At 69.2% G+C, this 16,341-nt stretch carries 15 protein-coding genes; 1 reads left to right on the forward strand and 14 read right to left on the reverse strand.

Going from position 1 to position 16,341, the window contains the following annotated elements:
• Positions 1-14: 14 nt before the first annotated feature.
• The 4 genes from frr to rpsB form a co-directional block, all read right to left on the reverse strand.
• Positions 15-572 (reverse strand): ribosome recycling factor, encoded by a 558-nt coding sequence (gene frr, locus HUO13_RS30255; protein ID WP_211898355.1) that lies wholly within the window; start codon positions 570-572, stop codon positions 15-17.
• An 84-nt stretch (positions 573-656) separates the two neighbouring features.
• Entirely contained in the window at positions 657-1,406 is a 750-nt protein-coding gene (pyrH, locus tag HUO13_RS30260) for a UMP kinase (protein ID WP_009943635.1), read from the reverse strand.
• Positions 1,407-1,607: 201 nt separating this feature from the next.
• Positions 1,608-2,423 carry a translation elongation factor Ts gene (gene tsf / locus HUO13_RS30265; protein WP_211898356.1) on the reverse strand — a complete coding sequence of 272 codons (816 nt, stop codon included), beginning with the start codon at positions 2,421-2,423 and terminating at the stop codon, positions 1,608-1,610.
• Between the two features lie 194 nt (positions 2,424-2,617).
• Positions 2,618-3,442, reverse strand: coding sequence for a 30S ribosomal protein S2 (gene rpsB / locus HUO13_RS30270; protein WP_211898357.1), 825 nt, complete (start codon positions 3,440-3,442; stop codon positions 2,618-2,620).
• Between the two features lie 620 nt (positions 3,443-4,062).
• Between rpsB and HUO13_RS30275 the strand changes: the two genes are divergently transcribed.
• Positions 4,063-4,608: a murein hydrolase activator EnvC family protein gene (locus HUO13_RS30275; RefSeq protein ID WP_211898358.1), complete on the forward strand. Its 546-nt coding sequence runs from the start codon at positions 4,063-4,065 to the stop codon at positions 4,606-4,608.
• 807 nt (positions 4,609-5,415) lie between these two features.
• On the opposite strand, the gene whiG is transcribed toward HUO13_RS30275, so the two are convergent.
• The 10 genes from whiG to trmD form a co-directional block, all read right to left on the reverse strand.
• Positions 5,416-6,402, reverse strand: a complete 987-nt coding sequence (gene whiG / locus HUO13_RS30280) for an RNA polymerase sigma factor WhiG (protein WP_211898359.1) — start codon at positions 6,400-6,402, stop codon at positions 5,416-5,418.
• Positions 6,377-7,354 carry a tyrosine recombinase XerC gene (locus HUO13_RS30285; RefSeq protein WP_211903266.1) on the reverse strand — a complete coding sequence of 326 codons (978 nt, stop codon included), beginning with the start codon at positions 7,352-7,354 and terminating at the stop codon, positions 6,377-6,379. Before HUO13_RS30285 ends, whiG begins: the two co-directional genes overlap by 26 nt.
• Positions 7,355-9,054: 1,700 nt before the next feature.
• Positions 9,055-10,224 carry a DNA-processing protein DprA gene (gene dprA / locus HUO13_RS30290; protein WP_211898360.1) on the reverse strand — a complete coding sequence of 390 codons (1,170 nt, stop codon included), beginning with the start codon at positions 10,222-10,224 and terminating at the stop codon, positions 9,055-9,057.
• A complete protein-coding gene (locus tag HUO13_RS30295; protein ID WP_211898361.1) occupies positions 10,224-11,741 on the reverse strand; it encodes a YifB family Mg chelatase-like AAA ATPase in 1,518 nt (505 codons plus the stop codon). The genes dprA and HUO13_RS30295 overlap by 1 nt, the downstream gene beginning before the upstream one ends.
• A 1-nt stretch (position 11,742) precedes the next feature.
• Positions 11,743-12,144 (reverse strand): YraN family protein, encoded by a 402-nt coding sequence (locus HUO13_RS30300; RefSeq protein ID WP_211898362.1) that lies wholly within the window; start codon positions 12,142-12,144, stop codon positions 11,743-11,745.
• 588 nt (positions 12,145-12,732) lie between these two features.
• Entirely contained in the window at positions 12,733-13,056 is a 324-nt protein-coding gene (locus tag HUO13_RS30305; RefSeq protein WP_009943624.1) for a DUF2469 domain-containing protein, read from the reverse strand.
• Positions 13,057-13,089: 33 nt separating this feature from the next.
• Positions 13,090-13,848, reverse strand: coding sequence for a ribonuclease HII (locus HUO13_RS30310; protein ID WP_249124183.1), 759 nt, complete (start codon positions 13,846-13,848; stop codon positions 13,090-13,092).
• Between the two features lie 2 nt (positions 13,849-13,850).
• Positions 13,851-14,771 carry a signal peptidase I gene (gene lepB, locus HUO13_RS30315; protein WP_211898363.1) on the reverse strand — a complete coding sequence of 307 codons (921 nt, stop codon included), beginning with the start codon at positions 14,769-14,771 and terminating at the stop codon, positions 13,851-13,853.
• Between the two features lie 184 nt (positions 14,772-14,955).
• Positions 14,956-15,315: a 50S ribosomal protein L19 gene (gene rplS, locus HUO13_RS30320; RefSeq protein ID WP_009943621.1), complete on the reverse strand. Its 360-nt coding sequence runs from the start codon at positions 15,313-15,315 to the stop codon at positions 14,956-14,958.
• Positions 15,316-15,507: 192 nt separating this feature from the next.
• Positions 15,508-16,296: a tRNA (guanosine(37)-N1)-methyltransferase TrmD gene (trmD, locus tag HUO13_RS30325; RefSeq protein WP_211898364.1), complete on the reverse strand. Its 789-nt coding sequence runs from the start codon at positions 16,294-16,296 to the stop codon at positions 15,508-15,510.
• Between the last annotated feature and the right edge of the window lie 45 nt (positions 16,297-16,341).

Genomic DNA, 16,341 nt, shown 5'->3' on the forward strand with positions numbered 1-16,341 from the left:
CCGGCCGTCACCACTCAGACTTCCAGGAGTTCCGCTTCCTTGTGCTTGACGAGGTCGTCGATCTGGCCGACGTAGCGGTGCGTGAGGTTCTCGAGCTCCTTCTCACCGCGGGTGCCCTCGTCCTCGCCTGCCTCGCCGTCCTTGACGATGCGGTCGATCTCTTCCTTGACCTTGCGGCGGATGCCGCGGACGGTGATCCGGCCCTCCTCGCCCTTGTGCTTGGCGAGCTTGACCATCTCCTTGCGGCGCTCCTCGGTCATCTGCGGGATCGAGATCCGGATGAGCTGCCCGTCATTTGACGGGTTCACCCCGAGGTCGGAGTCGCGGATGGCCTTCTCCATGGCACCGAGCTGGCTGGCGTCGTAGGGCTTGATGACGACCAGCCGGGCCTCCGGCACGCTGATGCTGGCCAGCTGGTTCAGCGGCGTCGGAGAGCCGTAGTAGTCGACGACGATGCCGGAGAACATCGCCGGGTTCGCGCGGCCGGTGCGGACCGTGGCCAGCTCGTCCTTGGCCACCTCCACGGCCTTCTGCATCTTCTCCTCGCCCTCGAGAAGAGTCTCGTCGATCACGGCTGCTCCCTTGATAGTGTGCCGATCGCTTGACATTGCCGACGTCGCCGGTGCGCGGCGGCCCCGATCAGGATTCCAGCACCATCAGGCCACACCCGACGCCGGGGTGCTGACCAGGGTCCCGATCTTCTCACCACCGACCGCGCGTGCGATGTTGCCTTCGGTCAGCAGGTTGAAGACCAGGATCGGCATCTGGTTGTCCATGCAGAGGCTGAACGCGGTCGCGTCGGCGACCTTCAGGCCGCGTTCCAGCACCTCGCGATGGGTGATCGTCTCGAAGAGCGTCGCGCTCGGCGTGGTCTTGGGGTCGGCCGTGTAGACGCCGTCGACGCCCTTGGCCATCAGCACGACCTCGCACCCGATCTCCAGGGCGCGCTGCGCGGCGGTGGTGTCGGTGGAGAAGTACGGCATGCCGGTACCGGCGCCGAAGATCACCACGCGGCCCTTCTCCATGTGCCGCGCCGCCCGGCGCGGGATGTAGGGCTCGGCGACCTGGCCCATGGTGATCGCGGTCATCACCCGGGTGTCGATGCCGTGCTCGCGCTCCAGGAAGTCCTGCAGCGCGAGGCAGTTCATCACGGTGCCGAGCATGGCCATGTAGTCGCCGCGGGCCCGCTCCATGCCGCGCTGCTGCAGCTCGGCGCCGCGGAAGAAGTTGCCCCCGCCGATGACGATGGCGACCTCGACGCCGTCGGCCACCACCTCCGCGATCTGGCGGGCGACGGTGCCGACCACGTCGGGATCGATTCCGACGCTGCCACCACCGAACATCTCACCACCGAGCTTGAGCAGCACCCGGCGGTAGCCACCCTTCGACGGGCCCTCGTCGGTCACTAGTTCCTCCTCCAGCGGCGGCAGGTCCTGCGCTGCGCGGTCGGCCGGCGACGTCCGCGCACCATCTTGAGAAAGCGCCCCGCCCTCGCTTGCGGCGAAGGCGGGGCGCACATGTCGAATCTCGCCGGGCGCGGTGCCGACCCGCTCGGTCGGCACCCTACCCAGCCGGCACCCGGCGTGCTCGCGACGCCGGAGCCTCACTCAGGCCTGGCCGACCTCGAACCGGGCGAAGCCGGTCACGGTCACGCCGGCCTCGTCGAGCAGCGCCTTGACGGTCTTCTTGCTGTCCTGGACCGACGGCTGGTCGAGCAGCACGTTGTCCTTGTAGAACCCGTTCAGGCGACCCTCGACGATCTTCTCCAGGGCCTTCTCCGGCTTGCCCTCGGCGCGGGCGGTCTCCTCGGCGATGCGGCGCTCGTCGGCGACGATGTCGGCCGGGACCTCATCGCGGGTCAGGTACTTCGGCTTGAGCGCGGCGACCTGCATCGCGGCACCGCGGGCGGCCTCCTCGCTGTCACCGGAGTACTCGATCAGCACACCGACGGCCGGCGGCAGGTCGGCGGAGCGGCGGTGCAGGTAGGTGGCGACCTTGCCGTCGAAGGTGGCGACCCGGCGCAGCTCCAGCTTCTCGCCGATCTTGGCCGACAGTTCCTGGATGACCTCGCCGACGGTCTTGCCGTCCAGCGAGGCGGCCAGGGCGCCCTCGAGGTCCTTGGCGCCCGCGGCCTTGACCGCGGCGACGACCTTGTCGGCCAGCTCGATGAACTCGTCGTTCTTGGCGACGAAGTCGGTCTCGCTGTTCAGCTCGATCAGCACGCCGTTGTCGGCGGCGACCAGGCCCTCGGCGGTGGCGCGCTCGGCGCGCTTGCCGACGTCCTTGGCGCCCTTGATGCGCAGGTTCTCAACGGCCTTGTCGAAGTCGCCCTCGGTCGCCTCGAGGGCCTTCTTGCAGTCCATCATGCCGGCGCCGGTCAGGTCGCGGAGCCGCTTGACGTCGGCCGCACTGTAGTTCGCCATCGTGCGTTGTCCGTCCTTCTTCGGAATGTGTGCGCAGTGGGAAAGATCGTTTCCGCCGGGCGAACGGGCTCGGCGGCGGCGCGGTCGCCACGGGCCGCGCCGTGGTCACCCGGGCGTCGTACCGGCAGTGTGGCAACGCCGGTGCTGACCCCGCTTCGCGCCCACCGGGTCGCGGTGGGCGCGAAGCGAGCGGATCAGGACTGGGCGGGCTGCTCGCTCGGCGCGGCGGCCTCGGCCTCGCCGGAGCCTGCCAGCAGCTCCTTCTCCCACTCGGCGAGCGGCTCGCCGCCGGCCGGCTTCTCCTCGCCCTCGGCGGCACCGTTGGTGCGGCCGCTGCGGGCCATGAGGCCGTCGGCGACACCGTCGGCGACCACGCGGGTCAGCAGCGCGGCGGAGCGGATCGCGTCGTCGTTGCCCGGGATCGGGTAGTCGACCTCGTCCGGGTCGCAGTTGGTGTCGAGGATCGCCACGACCGGGATGCCCAGCTTGCGGGCCTCGCCGACGGCGATGTGCTCCTTCTTGGTGTCCACGATCCAGACGGCGCTGGGCACCTTGGACATGTCGCGGATACCGCCGAGGGTCTTCTCGAGCTTGTCCTTCTCGCGGGTCAGCATCAAGATTTCCTTCTTGGTGCGGCCCTCGAAGCCCCCGGTCTGCTCCATCGTCTCGAGTTCCTTGAGACGCTGCAGGCGCTTGTGAACGGTCTGGAAGTTGGTGAGCATGCCGCCCAGCCAGCGCTGGTTGACGTAGGGCATGCCGACCCGCAGCGCCTGCTCGGCGATGGCCTCCTGCGCCTGCTTCTTGGTGCCGACGAACAGGATCGTCCCGCCGTGGGCGACCGTCTGCTTGACGAAGTCGTAGGCCCCGTCGATGTAGGACAGGGTCTGCTGCAGGTCGATGATGTAGATGCCGTTGCGCTCGGTCAGGATGTAGCGCTTCATCTTCGGGTTCCAGCGCCGGGTCTGGTGCCCGAAGTGCACGCCGCTGTCGAGCAGCTGCTTCATGGTGACGACGGCCATGGCCTGGTTCGCACCTCGTGTGTCGGGCGCGCCGTTCGAGAACGGACGCGCGGTTTCGGTTGACGCGGGGGACCGGTGGTCCTCCGCCCTGGTGTCCGGCGGGGTCCCCACCCGCGGCTCGGACCGAGCCCCGGGACCTCGGGGGCACCGCACTTCCGTCGAGAGCTGCCCACGGCGGTCGCCGGCTGATTCCGGCGAATCGACCGTGATCTCTGCGGATGTGGTGCGGACACGCGAAGTCGGCTTCGTGCGGACACGAAACCGCGTCAACGAGTGTACTGGACGTGTCACGCCCAGCCGAGGCCGAGCCCGCTTTGCCCAGGCACGTCCGCCCACTCGGAGGATTTGGTTCGGACCACTGCGGGTCTGCGCGGCTTGACATGGCCTTCCCGGCGCGGCGGTCATTCGTAGCCCGCCACCGAGTACGACACGGAGGTTGGGCCCGCCAGTGCGCGCCGCAGGGCCGCAGGGCCGCAGGGCCGCAGGGCCGCAGGGCCGCAGGGCCGCAGGGCCGCAGGGCCGCAGGGCCGCAGGGCCGAGTTATCCACACCCACCGGGTTTATCCACAGATTCCCAAATCCACCCTGGCGGCCCGACCCCCACCACACCAACTTGGAGCCATGCGTCCCGCGATCAAGCTCCTCGTCACCGCAACCCTGCTGACCTGCACCGCCGCCTTCAGTGCCCCGCCCCTGACCTTCAGCTATCGCTCCGCAGATCCCCTACCACCCCCGGTGCGGTTCGGCTGGCCGATAGCGGGCGCGCCGCAGGTCACGCGCCCGTTCGAAGCCCCGGACCACGCGTACGGCCCAGGTCACCGGGGCGTCGACCTCACCGGCGATGTCGGCCAAGCCGTCCTCGCCGCAGGCCCCGGGCTGGCCCTCTACGCGGGGCCGCTGGCCGACCGCAACCTCGTGTCGATCGAACACCCCGGCGGCCTGCGCACCACGTACGAGCCGGTCACCCCCAACGTGGCCGTGGGCCAACAGGTGGTCCGGGGTCAGCAGATCGGCACTCTCGATGCGGGCCACCTGGAGTGCACAGCCTCGCCACCCAAGACCTGCCTGCACTGGGGAGCACGAAGACGCACGGTCTACCTGGACCCCCTCAGCCTCCTCGGCCTGGGCAACGTCCGACTGCTGCCCTGGGACGCCCCGCCTCAGTAATGCCCAGGAGGCCCACCGCAGCGACGCCTCCACCCGAGACCCACAGCACTTGCTCCCTTTCAGAGCGCGTATCGATCACTTCCGAAGGAATCAATCGCGTTGCGTGAACAGCCTCAGCCGGTTCTCCGCTTTCCCCCAAGCCGAATATCACCCCATCTCCCCATTGACACAGGTGAAAATGAACCGAGCCCGCGACAGCCCCGTCCCTGGAACCACCACCCCGCACCTCTACCAGCAGAAATACAGGGCACGCTCTTCCACGAACGGAGCCAACAGCGGGGCGGCTTGGTGAAACGCCGCGCACACGCCATCCATCGTTGCGACCCGATACAAATGCACGGCGAACGATCTTGCGTGCAACAGAGCTGGCTTCACGCTCGCTGCTGGCGTCCACGAGGAGTCTTGCTGCGCACGAACAGCACCTGGCGACCGAGCCAATCCACCCCCGGTATAGCCCGCCTCTTCTACGTCCGAGAAACGCCTACCGCTCAGGACTCGCTATACAACCGACGGGACGTCCCCGTGTCGTGTCTCCTGCCGACGGGACGCGCCCTTATCCTGCCCCCTGCCGACGGGACGGTCCCTCCCGTACCCCTTGCCAACGGCACGGTCCGGTTCGGCCGACCCACGCCATTGCCCCCGCGGACTCCCGCACCCGTCGGGCACATCGCCGAGTCCACATCTCTGATCGGTCACATCGCCAATCCCGCACACTCGCCACTGCACGCGGTAGAACGTTTCTCACCTCGGCGCCGGATGCCAGTACCCACCTAGCGCACGAACAGTCCGAGCAGACCCGCTGCTCGATCAGTTCTGCTCCGTGAGCTTCGTGCGCAACCGCAGGACAGCCCTGGTGTGAAGCTGACACACGCGGGATTCCGTCACGCCGAGCACCTTCCCGATCTCGGCGAGAGTCAGGTTCTCGAAGTAGTACAGCGTGACCACGATGCGGTCGCGGTCACTGAGACGTTCTACAGCCTCGGCGAGCTGGCGACGGCTGTCCCTGTCGACGAGCGTGGCGACCGGGTCCTCGGCACGATCGTCCGGCAGGGTCTCGGCCAGCGACGACGTGGTCTGACCCGCGCCGATCAGGTCGTCGAGGGCGACCACGCTGGTCATCTGCAGCTGCGCGAACAGCTCGCGCAGTTCGTCCAGCGAGAGTTCGAGTTCCTCGGCGAGTTCCGCGTCCGACGCCGTGCGCTGCAGTTTCGCTTCGAGGCGTTCCAGGGCGCGTTCGACGTCGCGCGCCCGGCTGCGCACCGAACGCGGCACCCAGTCCTGTGCACGCAGGTCGTCGAGGATCGCGCCGCGGATGCGCTGCATCGCGTAGGTCTCGAACTTGAGGCCGCGCTCCGGCTCGAACTTCTCGATGGCGTCGACCAGGCCGAAGATCCCGGACTGGATCAGGTCCGAAACCTCGACGTGCGAGGGCAGCCCGGTTCCGACACGCCCCGCGACGTACTTCACCAACGGGGCGTAGTGCAACACCAACCGATCGCGGAGTTCCTGGTCACGCTGCTGGCCGAACGCCTTCCACAGAGCCACGATGCCGGCCTCGACCTCGTCGGCGCTGCGCTGGTCACCGTTCTCGGCCTGGTAGGGGTCCGAGCCCGACGGCGGGGTGGAACGCCTGGCACGAGCGGTGGGGCGGCTCCGGCCGTTGACGTGGTGGCCGTTGGTCGAGGTGCGCTGTTCCGCGCCCTGGCGAGAAGCCGACGTGGTCGATGTCGATCTCGCTGCCACGGTGTGGGCACCGCCCCCGGCGTCGTCAGGAACGGGGGTGAGTTCGGTCATGGATCGCCTTCAGCCGTTCGACGGTCACGTGTGTGTAAAGCTGCGTCGTTGCGAGCGTAGCGTGACCAAGCAACTCCTGAACGCTACGGAGGTCCGCTCCTCCTTCGAGTAAGTGGGTCGCCGCGGAGTGACGCAGTCCGTGCGGCCCGACGTCGGTAGCACCGGAAACGGCCCCCACCGCATCGTGCACGACACGACGCACCGCGCGCGGATCAATGCGCCCGCCTCGCGCGCCCAGGAACAGCGCCGGGCCGGACGATTCGGTGGCCAGGCTCGGCCGACCAGCGGTGATCCAGCGGGAGACGGCATCTTCGGCCGGCACACCGAACGGCACAGCGCGTTCCTTGTCACCCTTGCCGATGACCCGGACGAGGTGCCGTTCGTGATCGACGTCGTCGAGGTCGAGCCCGCACAGCTCGGACACCCGGACACCGGTCGCGTAGAGCAGTTCCACGACCGCGTGGTCCCGCAACGCGATGGGGTCACCCTGCTCCGCCCCCGCCTGCGAAGCCGACATCGCCGCCTTGGCCTGTTCGGCGCGAAGGACGGCCGGCAGCTTCCGCTTCGGGGTGGGAGCGGCCAGCCGCGGGCCCGGGTCGTGCGGGAGCAGCTCAGCGCGGTGGGCCCACGCCGTGAAGGTCCGGGCGGAGGCGGCACGCCGTGCGAGCGTGGAGCGGCTCGCGCCATCGGCGTGCTGGGCAGCCAGCCATTCCCTCAGCACGGTGAGCCCCAACCCGTTCAGCCCCTTGCTTTCCTGGTCGCCGGCGCAGAAGTGGTCCAGCAGCGAAACCACATCGCCGATGTACGCGCGCACGGTGTGCGCGGAAAGCCCGCGCTCGGACCTGAGGTGCCGCTCGAATCTGCCGACCACCGCGCCCACCGGTCCCGGCAGCCCATCACGGGCCTTCCGCGAGTCCGGTCCCTTCGTCGGGTCGGAAGAGATGCGAGCCATACCCCGAAGCTGGCCCTTGTGGCCACCGCGGTCAAGCATCGCCACGCCATAGCGGGTAGTGATCATGACCTCTTGGATGCATGTGGTGGCAACTACCCGGGGAGACCGCCTCCGTCGGGTGCGGCCACCGGGTGGCCACGATGGCCGCGAGCACCGGCCACGACCGAGAGGTGTGCACCAGCGACAACGAGAGACCAGGCTTCGGCAACGCACTGCACCAACCGGCACCAGCATGAACGCGGAACCCAGGGAGCGAGCGCCGAACGCGGCGCCCACCAGCGCCATCTCGGACGCGCACACGCGGAATTCTGACAGAGCCAGCACATGGGCAGGGGAAAACACGGACACAAGTGCGAATTCGGATGCGGCAACGCGAGTCCGCACGCAGGCAGGAACACAGTGGTGAGTGCGGAACCCGCACGCGGGCAGGAGCACAGGCGCAGGCGGAGCCGACGCAGTCAGGACCAGAAGTGAGCCCGGGTCCGGACATGTCCGCACCGGTACGCACAACCGCATGCACGGGGCGGGCAGCAACGCTCGCGAAGGCGCGAGCATGGGAAGCGCATCGAGTGAGTGCGGGCGGGCTACCGGTACGAGCGGCATTGATAGCCCGCAACGAGACCATCGGAAGCCGCGTCGCTGCCGCACTGCGGGCGGGGTTCGAATGCCGAACAAGGCGTGCGCCGAAAAGGGCAAGGATTAGCTTGCTTGGCTTGCTTGATTGGGTGAACGCTTCGATTAGGTGAACGCTTTCGTCGATGCGAGAGCGAACACGTGGTGGTCGTGATCACCATCCGCTGATGCGACAGCTGCTGGTCAGCGGCGGCTGCTGGTCAGCGGCGACCGCGGTGACCGCCGCGATGCTGGAGCGCACGGGGCGCCGGACGCCGCGCCGTTCGTGGGCACGCTGGTCACCGCGACCCCACACGGCGGCGACCCGTACACGCCCCGCTATGGGCGGGTGGTGGATAGGGGCCGCGACGGTGGAGAGAACTGGTTGGTCGGTGCTGATGCCGTACGAGGACCAACACGGATGTCCGGGTACGGCCCGACCGAATCGGCTCGACCCGCACTGCTGAATGTTGATGCCGCAGGCCGTTAAGCGTGAACGGTAAGCGCGAGCGGGTAAGTAGGTTGCGTGGTCAGGGCACGAGCGCCCGACGCGGCCGCTCGCACTCGGTGCGCGCCTCCGTTGCAGCCGGGTCGGAGCCCGGTCCGGCAGTTGGGCTCGAGAGGGACCCGCTCGGGCTCGGGGGCTGACCCTGGCGGGCTCGAATTGGCCGTTTGAATGAGCCTTGTCTGGCCCAGTCGGGCCCGGCCGGGCTCGGCTCAGGCGCGGTCCGGGCTCGACCACCGAGGTCAGGCCCTCAGACGCGGTCAGGCACGGCTGAGCCCGGTCAGGCGCGGTCAGGAGCCGATCAGACGAGATCGGGCCCGTCGCACCCGGTCCGGCACAGTCAGGCTTGGTCCGGCGCAGTCAGGCCCGGTGAGTTTGGCGGGTCCCGTCGGGCATGTCGGCTCCTGCCAGACTTGCGGGTCCCGCCGGGCATGTCGGATCCCGCCGGACTTGGCGGGACCCGCCGGACTTGGCGGCCCGGCGGGCATGGTGGCTTCCGCCAGACATGCGGCCCCCGCCGGACTTGGTGGCTCCGGCCGGACTTGGTGCCGGTGGGGTTGCCGGTCCCGCCGGGTTGGTGGCGTTAGGCGGGGTTGCGGGACCACCCCCGTTCTCCTCGCACTGCGAGACCCGCGAGTTCAAGGGCGGGGAGCAGGGCGCGCACTTTTCGCAGTGGGAGGCCGGAGTCGCGGGCGAGTTCGTCGGCGCTGGTAGCACCGGACTCGCTTAGGGCGTCGTGCAGTTGCTTGGCGAAGCGGTCGAGGTTGTCGGTGGCCTTGGCCGGAACGGGTAGGTCGGTTGCCGGGCCGACACCGAGCGGGCTCAGGACTTCCCTGACGTGGTCGACGTTCGTCACGAGCAACGCCTTGCCGCTGCGGACCATCTCGTGACAGCCGACGGAACTCTTCGACGTCACCGGACCCGGCACCGCCATGACCGGGCGACCGAGCGCATCGGCGGTGTTGGCGGTGTTGCTCGCTCCGCTGCGCGCGCCTGCCTCCACCACGACGGTGCCCTGCCCGCAGGCGGCGATGAGCCTGTTCCGCACCAGGAAGCGATGCTTTCGCGGTTCGGTGCCTGGGGCGTACTCGCTCACGACGGCGCCCTGCTCGCCGATCGCGCGGAGCAGCATGCTGTGTCCCGACGGATAGTCGATGTCGACACCGCAGGCCAGGAAGGCGATCGTCGGTCGCCCGGCGGCGAGCGCTCCGCGATGCGCCGCGCCGTCGATCCCGTACGCGGCACCGGATACGACGGTGTAGCCCTCGACGGCGAGGCCGTGCGCGAACTCGGCCGCCACGCGCTCGCCATATCCCGAGGCCGCGCGAGCACCGACGATCGCGACGGATGTGCCCAGGGCTTCCGCCAAGGGGATCCGCCCGCGCACCCACAGCGCTATCGGCGCCGCCACGCCCGGTAGGCCGATGGCACACGCGTCCGCCAAGCTCTCGAAGCTTTCGTGCGGCCAGTCGGAATGCTCCGGCATCACCAGTCGCAACCCCGCCATCGCGGCGGCATCCAGAGCTGCTTCGCCCGAGACGTGCTCCCTGCGCGCATCGACCTCGTCCGCCACCGACGGTGGTGCCGAACCGCTGCGGACCACTTCCGCGGCGCGGCAGGCACCATGTGCAGCGATGAATCCGGCGAGTGCCGGCGCCGGTGGCTCGGCCACGGCCGAGAGGTACGCGCGAGCGACCAGGACCTCGTCGCCGACTTCGGCTCCGGGCGGGCCCGCCTTCTCCATGCTCCACATCACGGCGACCTCCGATCCCGGAATTCCAGCGCCGCCGCAACGTGATCCGCGTCCGGCCGAGAACTGCCTTCCAGGTCGGCGAGCGTCCAGGCGACACGCAGGCAGCGGTCCGCACCGCGAGCGGTGATGGCACCGGTCTCCAGACCGCGGTCCAGCAGAGCGGTCGCCTGGCGTGGCAGGGCGAACTCGCGGCGCAACGCGGGGCCCGGCACCTCGGTGTTGGTCTGCCAGCCGTGAGCGGACCAGCGTTGCAACGCAGCCGCTCGCGCGTCACCGACCCGCTTGCGGACCACTTCCGTCGGCTCCGGCTCGCACCCGAGTTGTGAAGCCATCGCGAGCATGGGCCTCGTCCGGGCACGCAGGTCCACGCGGTCCATCAGCGGCCCGGAGAGCTTGCCGAAGTAGCGACGGCGGGCCTGCGGAGGGCACTGGCAGTCCACGTCCCTCGCGGGTGCGCACGGGCATGGGTTCGTGGCGAGCACGAGCTGGAACCTCGCCGGGTAGCGGACCGTGCCGTCTCGCCGGGCGAGACGTATCTCTCCCTCCTCCAACGCAGTGCGCAGTGCCTCGAGCCGCTTCGGACCGAGTTCGCACGCCTCGTCCAGTAGCAGAACACCGCGATGCGCACGGCTGACCGCACCGGGCCTGGCCAGGCCCGCGCCGCCGCCGACGAGGGCCGTGATCGACAACGAGTGGTGCGGGGCGACGAAGGGCGGTGCGGTCATCAGGTCGGCGCAGGGCGACTCCCCCGCGACCGAATGGATCGCGGTCACCTCCAGCGCCTCCTGCGGTGTGAGGTCCGGCAGCAGACCGCCCAACCTCCTGGCCAGCATGGTCTTGCCGGTCCCGGGCGGGCCGACGAGCAGCAGGTGGTGGCCACCCGCGGCAGCGACCTCCAGTGCCCAACGCGCTTCCGGCTGCCCCATCACATCGGCGAGATCGAGCGTTTCGGAGGGCTCGGCAGCGCGTGCGGCCGAGGGCGGTTCCCGGTCGAGCTCGCCGGTTTCCCGCAGCCATGCGACGACATCACGCAGGTGGTTCGCTCCCATGACATCGATGCCCTCGACGAGCTTGGCCTCGGCAAGCCCCGCCGTGGGCACGATCGCCCTGGGCATGCCGGCCCGCTTCGCCGCAAGCACCGCCGGTAGGAGACCCCGCACCGCACGCACCCGCCCGTCCAGGGCGAGTTCGCCGAACAGAACTGTGCCATTCAGTCGGTGCGGCGGTACCTGCTCCGCCCCGGCAAGCACCGCGCACGCCAGCGCGAGGTCGTAGGAGGTGCCCGTTTTGGGGATCGCCGCGGGCGACAGCGCCAGCGTCACGCACCTCGCGGGCCAGTTCTCCTGGCAGTTCACGATCGCCGAGCGGACCCGGTTCTTCGACTCCTGCAACGCCGAATCCGGCAGTCCGAGGAGCTGGAGGCTCGGCAGACCGCCCTTGCGCACGTCGGCCTCGATCTCGACGAGCACACCGTCCACACCGAACAGTGCGACCGCCCACGTCCTGTGCAACGCCATGTCAGAACGCCCCCTCGAGGTGCTCGATCCGGGCGGGACGGCCTGGTGGCCACAGCACGGAGACGACGTCGAAGCGGGCTGTGCAGCCGGTCAGGTTCCTTTCCGACAGCCAGGTTCTCGCCAAGGCGCGCAGATGTCTGACCTTGTGCGGGCTGACAGCGTTAAGCGGGGCGCCGTAGTCCACCCCGGAGCGCGCCTTGACCTCGCAGAAGATGACGGTTTCCCCATCCGTGGCAACGATGTCCAGTTCGCCTTGGTCGCATCGCCAGTTTCGCTCCAGCACGGTTATGCCGTGCTCCTCCAGGAAACGGGCCGCGAGGCGTTCTCCCTCCACGCCCAGCGCATGCCTGCGGCCCTTGGTGTCGTCATCGGACAGGGTTCCGAAAATCGCCGTGCGGCTCATGGTTCCTCCAGCGGTGTCGCGTTGCTCGAGATCCACGTTGCCCGGGCGCGGTGGTCGCCGACAGGTTCAGTTTCAGAACTTGTGGATAAATGGGGCGGGTGTGGATAACTCGCCACACGAAGGAGGTAGTGGAAGCCACGGATTCAACCGCAACGGGTGATCAATTGCGCTAGCGACGGCGGGAACGCCTCATAGGGGCGGAAGCACGTAGCTGGTGGAAACGGGCCGCAGGGGGTGGAAGCAGGTGGGGCCCAGGGGCCACGAGGCGGAAGCGGCGGAATTGACCAGGCCGAGACGGCGTGGGTTGACCAAACGGAAGCACAAAACGAATGCGGCCAGTGTTCACACGAAGGAAAGCGGCGAGCAGTGGCCGCGCGAAAACGAGCGGCGACCGAGCCGAAGCCAAAGGAGTTGATCAGACGAAAGCAACTGGCAATGCCATCAGCGGTCGCCACACGGCGTCGGCAGAGTGCGAGAGCAAGCCAGAAGAGCGCGAGAGCAAGAACGCCCCGGGACGCTCGCGTGCACGGTCGCCCCGGGGCGTGCTGGCCGCCAGTCCCCCGCGTCCTCTCGCGCTTTGCTACCGGCTCAGCTGCCGAACGGGCCGCTTTCCGGCAGCCGCAGATCCGGTTTGTCCAGTTCCTCGACGTTGACGTCCTTGAAGGTGATGACCCGGACATTCTTCACAAAACGCGCAGGGCGGTACATGTCCCAGACCCAGGCATCCGACATGGCCACCTCGAAGTAGACCTCCGAATCGGAGTTGCGCACCTGCACGTCCACCGCGTTGGCCAGGTAGAACCGGCGCTCGGTCTCCACGACGTAGGTGAACTGGCCGACGATGTCGCGGTACTCCTTGTAGAGCTGCAGCTCCATCTCGGTCTCGTACTTCTCGAGATCCTCGGCGCTCATCGGTGTGCGAGCCCTTCCCCGTTGCCGTTCGGACTACAACTGCTCATTGTCCACCACATCCCCCTCGAAAGCATCGAACAAACCGGGCTTGCTGCTCACCGTTCGAGGTGAACGCATCCCGTGTACCTGCGCGGCGGCCACCACGTTGGCGTAGCACCAGCGGTGCTCCTCGCACGGGCCGTGCTCGGTGAGCCGGACGGTGTGGTCGGACGTGCAGTACCCCTTGTGCTCGTCGAAGCCGTACATCGGGAACTGCTCGTGCAGACCCGTCATGATCCGGTCCCTGGTCACCTTCGCGAGCACCGACGCCGCCGCCACGCACGCGGCGACCAGGTCGCCCTTGACCACCGCCACGCTCGGCGTCCCCAGGCCGGGCACCCGGAAACCGTCGGTGAGCACGTAACCGGGGGGCACCGAGAGCTGCGCCACCGCTCGGCGCATCCCCTCCAGGTTGGCGACGTGGATGCCGAGGGCGTCGACCTCGTCGGCCGGAATGACGATGACCGACGAGCTGAGCGCCTTGGCGTGGATCACGTCGTACAGGCGTTCCCGTTCCGCCGGGCTGAGCACCTTCGAGTCAGTCAGCCCTTCGAAACGGCGCCCGTCACCGGGCTTGAGCGCGCACGCGGCCACCACCAGCGGTCCAGCGCAGGCCCCACGGCCGGCCTCGTCCACGCCCGCGACGGGCCCCAGGCCCCGCCGGTCCAGGGCGCTCTGCAACGCCCAGTTGCCCGTGCTGCGCCGGACCACCGTCCTCGGCGGCCGCAAGCCCGCCGCCAGCCTGACAGCCACGGTCAGTGCCGCTCCCGCGAACGTAGGTTCACCACACGCACGAGCCTACGACCCGCCCAGACGACGGGGAACGCCGCCGCGAAACCGGCGCCGACCGGCAGCCCCGCCTGCCACGCGGGCGCGCCGAGGGCGTCGGCCTGCGGGTTGGGCTCCGGGATGGCCTGCCAGCGGGTCGGCGGCAGCACGATGACCTGCGCCTTGCCGATGACGTTGTCGACCGGCACCGCCCCGCTGACGCCACCGCCGCCCTGGAAGCGGGAGTCGGAGGAGTCGTTGCGGTTGTCACCCATCACCCACAGGTGCCCCGGCGGCACCGTGACCGGCTGGAACTCCTGCTGCTCGTTGCCCCTGCCGGGCTCCCAGTAGATGTAGGGCTCGTTGAGCGGGCGGCCGTCGACCAGGACGCGGTTCTGCGGGTCGCAGCACTCCACGGTCTGGCCCTGGGTGGCGATCACGCGCTTGACGAAGTCCTTCTCGTCCGGCGAGCCGAACCCGATCAGCGACGCCGCGCCCTGGAAGAACCGCACCACGGGGTTGGTGTCCTCCGGGACGTGGAACTCGTTCTGCACCCACGCCTGCGGGCCGCGGAACACCACGACGTCACCGGGCTCGGGGTTGCCGAACCGGTAGCTGACCTTGTCCACCAGCACCCGGTCGTTGTTGCAGCCCGTGCACCCGTGCAGGGTCTGCTCCATCGACTGCGAGGGGATGACGTAGACCCGGGCCAGGAACGCCTGGATCAGCACCGTCAGCGCCAGCGCGGTGACGATGAGGATGGGGAGCTCGCGCCAGAACGAGCCCTTCTTCTGCTGCTTGCCCGAGGACCTCCACCGACGCGCGGGGCGCTCTTCGGGTGTAGCACGGGGCTCCTCCCCGCCCTGGGGATCTTCGTCCGGTCCGGTGGAGCGCATCACGTCGGCCACCCGGCCAGGCTACTGGAGACTGGCCAGTCGCGATCGGGCTACCCCGCGGCCGTCAACCTCCACACACCGCCGACCGAAACCGCATCGCCATCAGCCGGACCGGTGAACGGCGCACCCCATCCGGGAAATGCAGAACGACCCGGGCGGGGTGCCCGGGTCGTTCGACGGCTGCGGTGCGCAGGCCTCAGGAGGCAGGCGCGGTCTCGCGCTTCTCCTTGATCTTGGCGGCCTTGCCGCGCAGTTCGCGCAGGTAGTAGAGCTTGGCCCGCCGGACGTCACCACGGGTGGCGACCTCGACCTTGGCGATGTTGGGGCTGTGCACCGGGAAGGTGCGCTCCACGCCGACACCGAAGGAAACCTTGCGGACGGTGAAGGTCTCCCGGACGCCGCCGCCCTGGCGGCGGATCACGACGCCCTGGAAAACCTGGTTCCGCTCGCGCGAACCCTCGATGACGCGGACGTGGACCTTCAGCGTGTCGCCAGGCCGGAAGGCGGGGATGTCGGAACGCAGCGACTGGGCGTCCAGAGCGTCCAGGGTGTTCATCGGTGGTCCGTCCTCATCCGTGTCGTCCCGCGCCCTGGCACATCGGCGGCCCGACCTCGCGGTGGGGCCCCGGGCACGGGTGAGCTTGCTTTGAGTGCGCCGACTGTTCAATCCGGCTGCAGCAACCGGTCCAGTGTGCCAGACGGGCACTTCCATGCTGAAACCGGCCCCACCCGAGAGGCGGTAGCGCCGCTAGTCGCTTCCGGGGGACCGGGAATCGCCGGAGTGATCCGACTCCCGCACCTTATCGAGCACCTCGCGGTCCCTGGCGTCCAGGGTCCCTTCCGGCAGCGCGTCGATCAGTTCGGGCCGCCGCCGCCACGTGCGCTCCAGCGACTGGTCGCGCCGCCAGCGGGCGATCGCGGCGTGGTTGCCGGAGCGCAGCACCTCCGGCACCGGCTGGTCCCGCCACACCTCCGGACGGGTGTAGCAGGGGCCTTCGAGCAGGCCGTCGGAGAAGGAGTCCTGCTCGGCCGAGGCCGGGTTGCCCAGCACGCCGGGCAGCAGCCGGACCACGGCCTCGATCATGGTCAGCGCGGCGACCTCGCCGCCGACCAGCACGTAGTCGCCGATCGAGACCTCCTCGACCGGCATCCGGCGGGCGGCGTCGGAGATCACCCGCTGGTCGATGCCCTCGTAGCGCCCGCAGGCGAAGACCAGCCACGGCTCCTGCGACCAGCGCACCGCCGTGCGCTGGGTGAATGGGCGGCCCGCCGGGGTCGGCACGACCAGGCGGGGTACCTGGCCGGTCCCGTCACCGCAGATCTCGTCGAGCGCCTCGCCCCACACGTCGGGCTTCATGACCATGCCGGGACCGCCGCCGTAGGGGCTGTCGTCCACGGCGCGGTGCACGTCATGGGTCCAGTTCCGCAGGTCGTGCACGCCGACGGCGATCCGCTCCCGCTCGATGGCCTTGCCGAGCAACGCCTCGCGCAGCGGGTTCAGGTAGTCGGGGAAGATCGTGATGACGTCGATTCGCATGGCAGCCTTGCGGTGGATGGCCGGGATGGGAGCGGGAACGCCGGG

Source organism: Saccharopolyspora erythraea (genome assembly GCF_018141105.1).
Taxonomy (GTDB): Bacteria; Actinomycetota; Actinomycetes; order Mycobacteriales; family Pseudonocardiaceae; genus Saccharopolyspora_D; species Saccharopolyspora_D erythraea_A.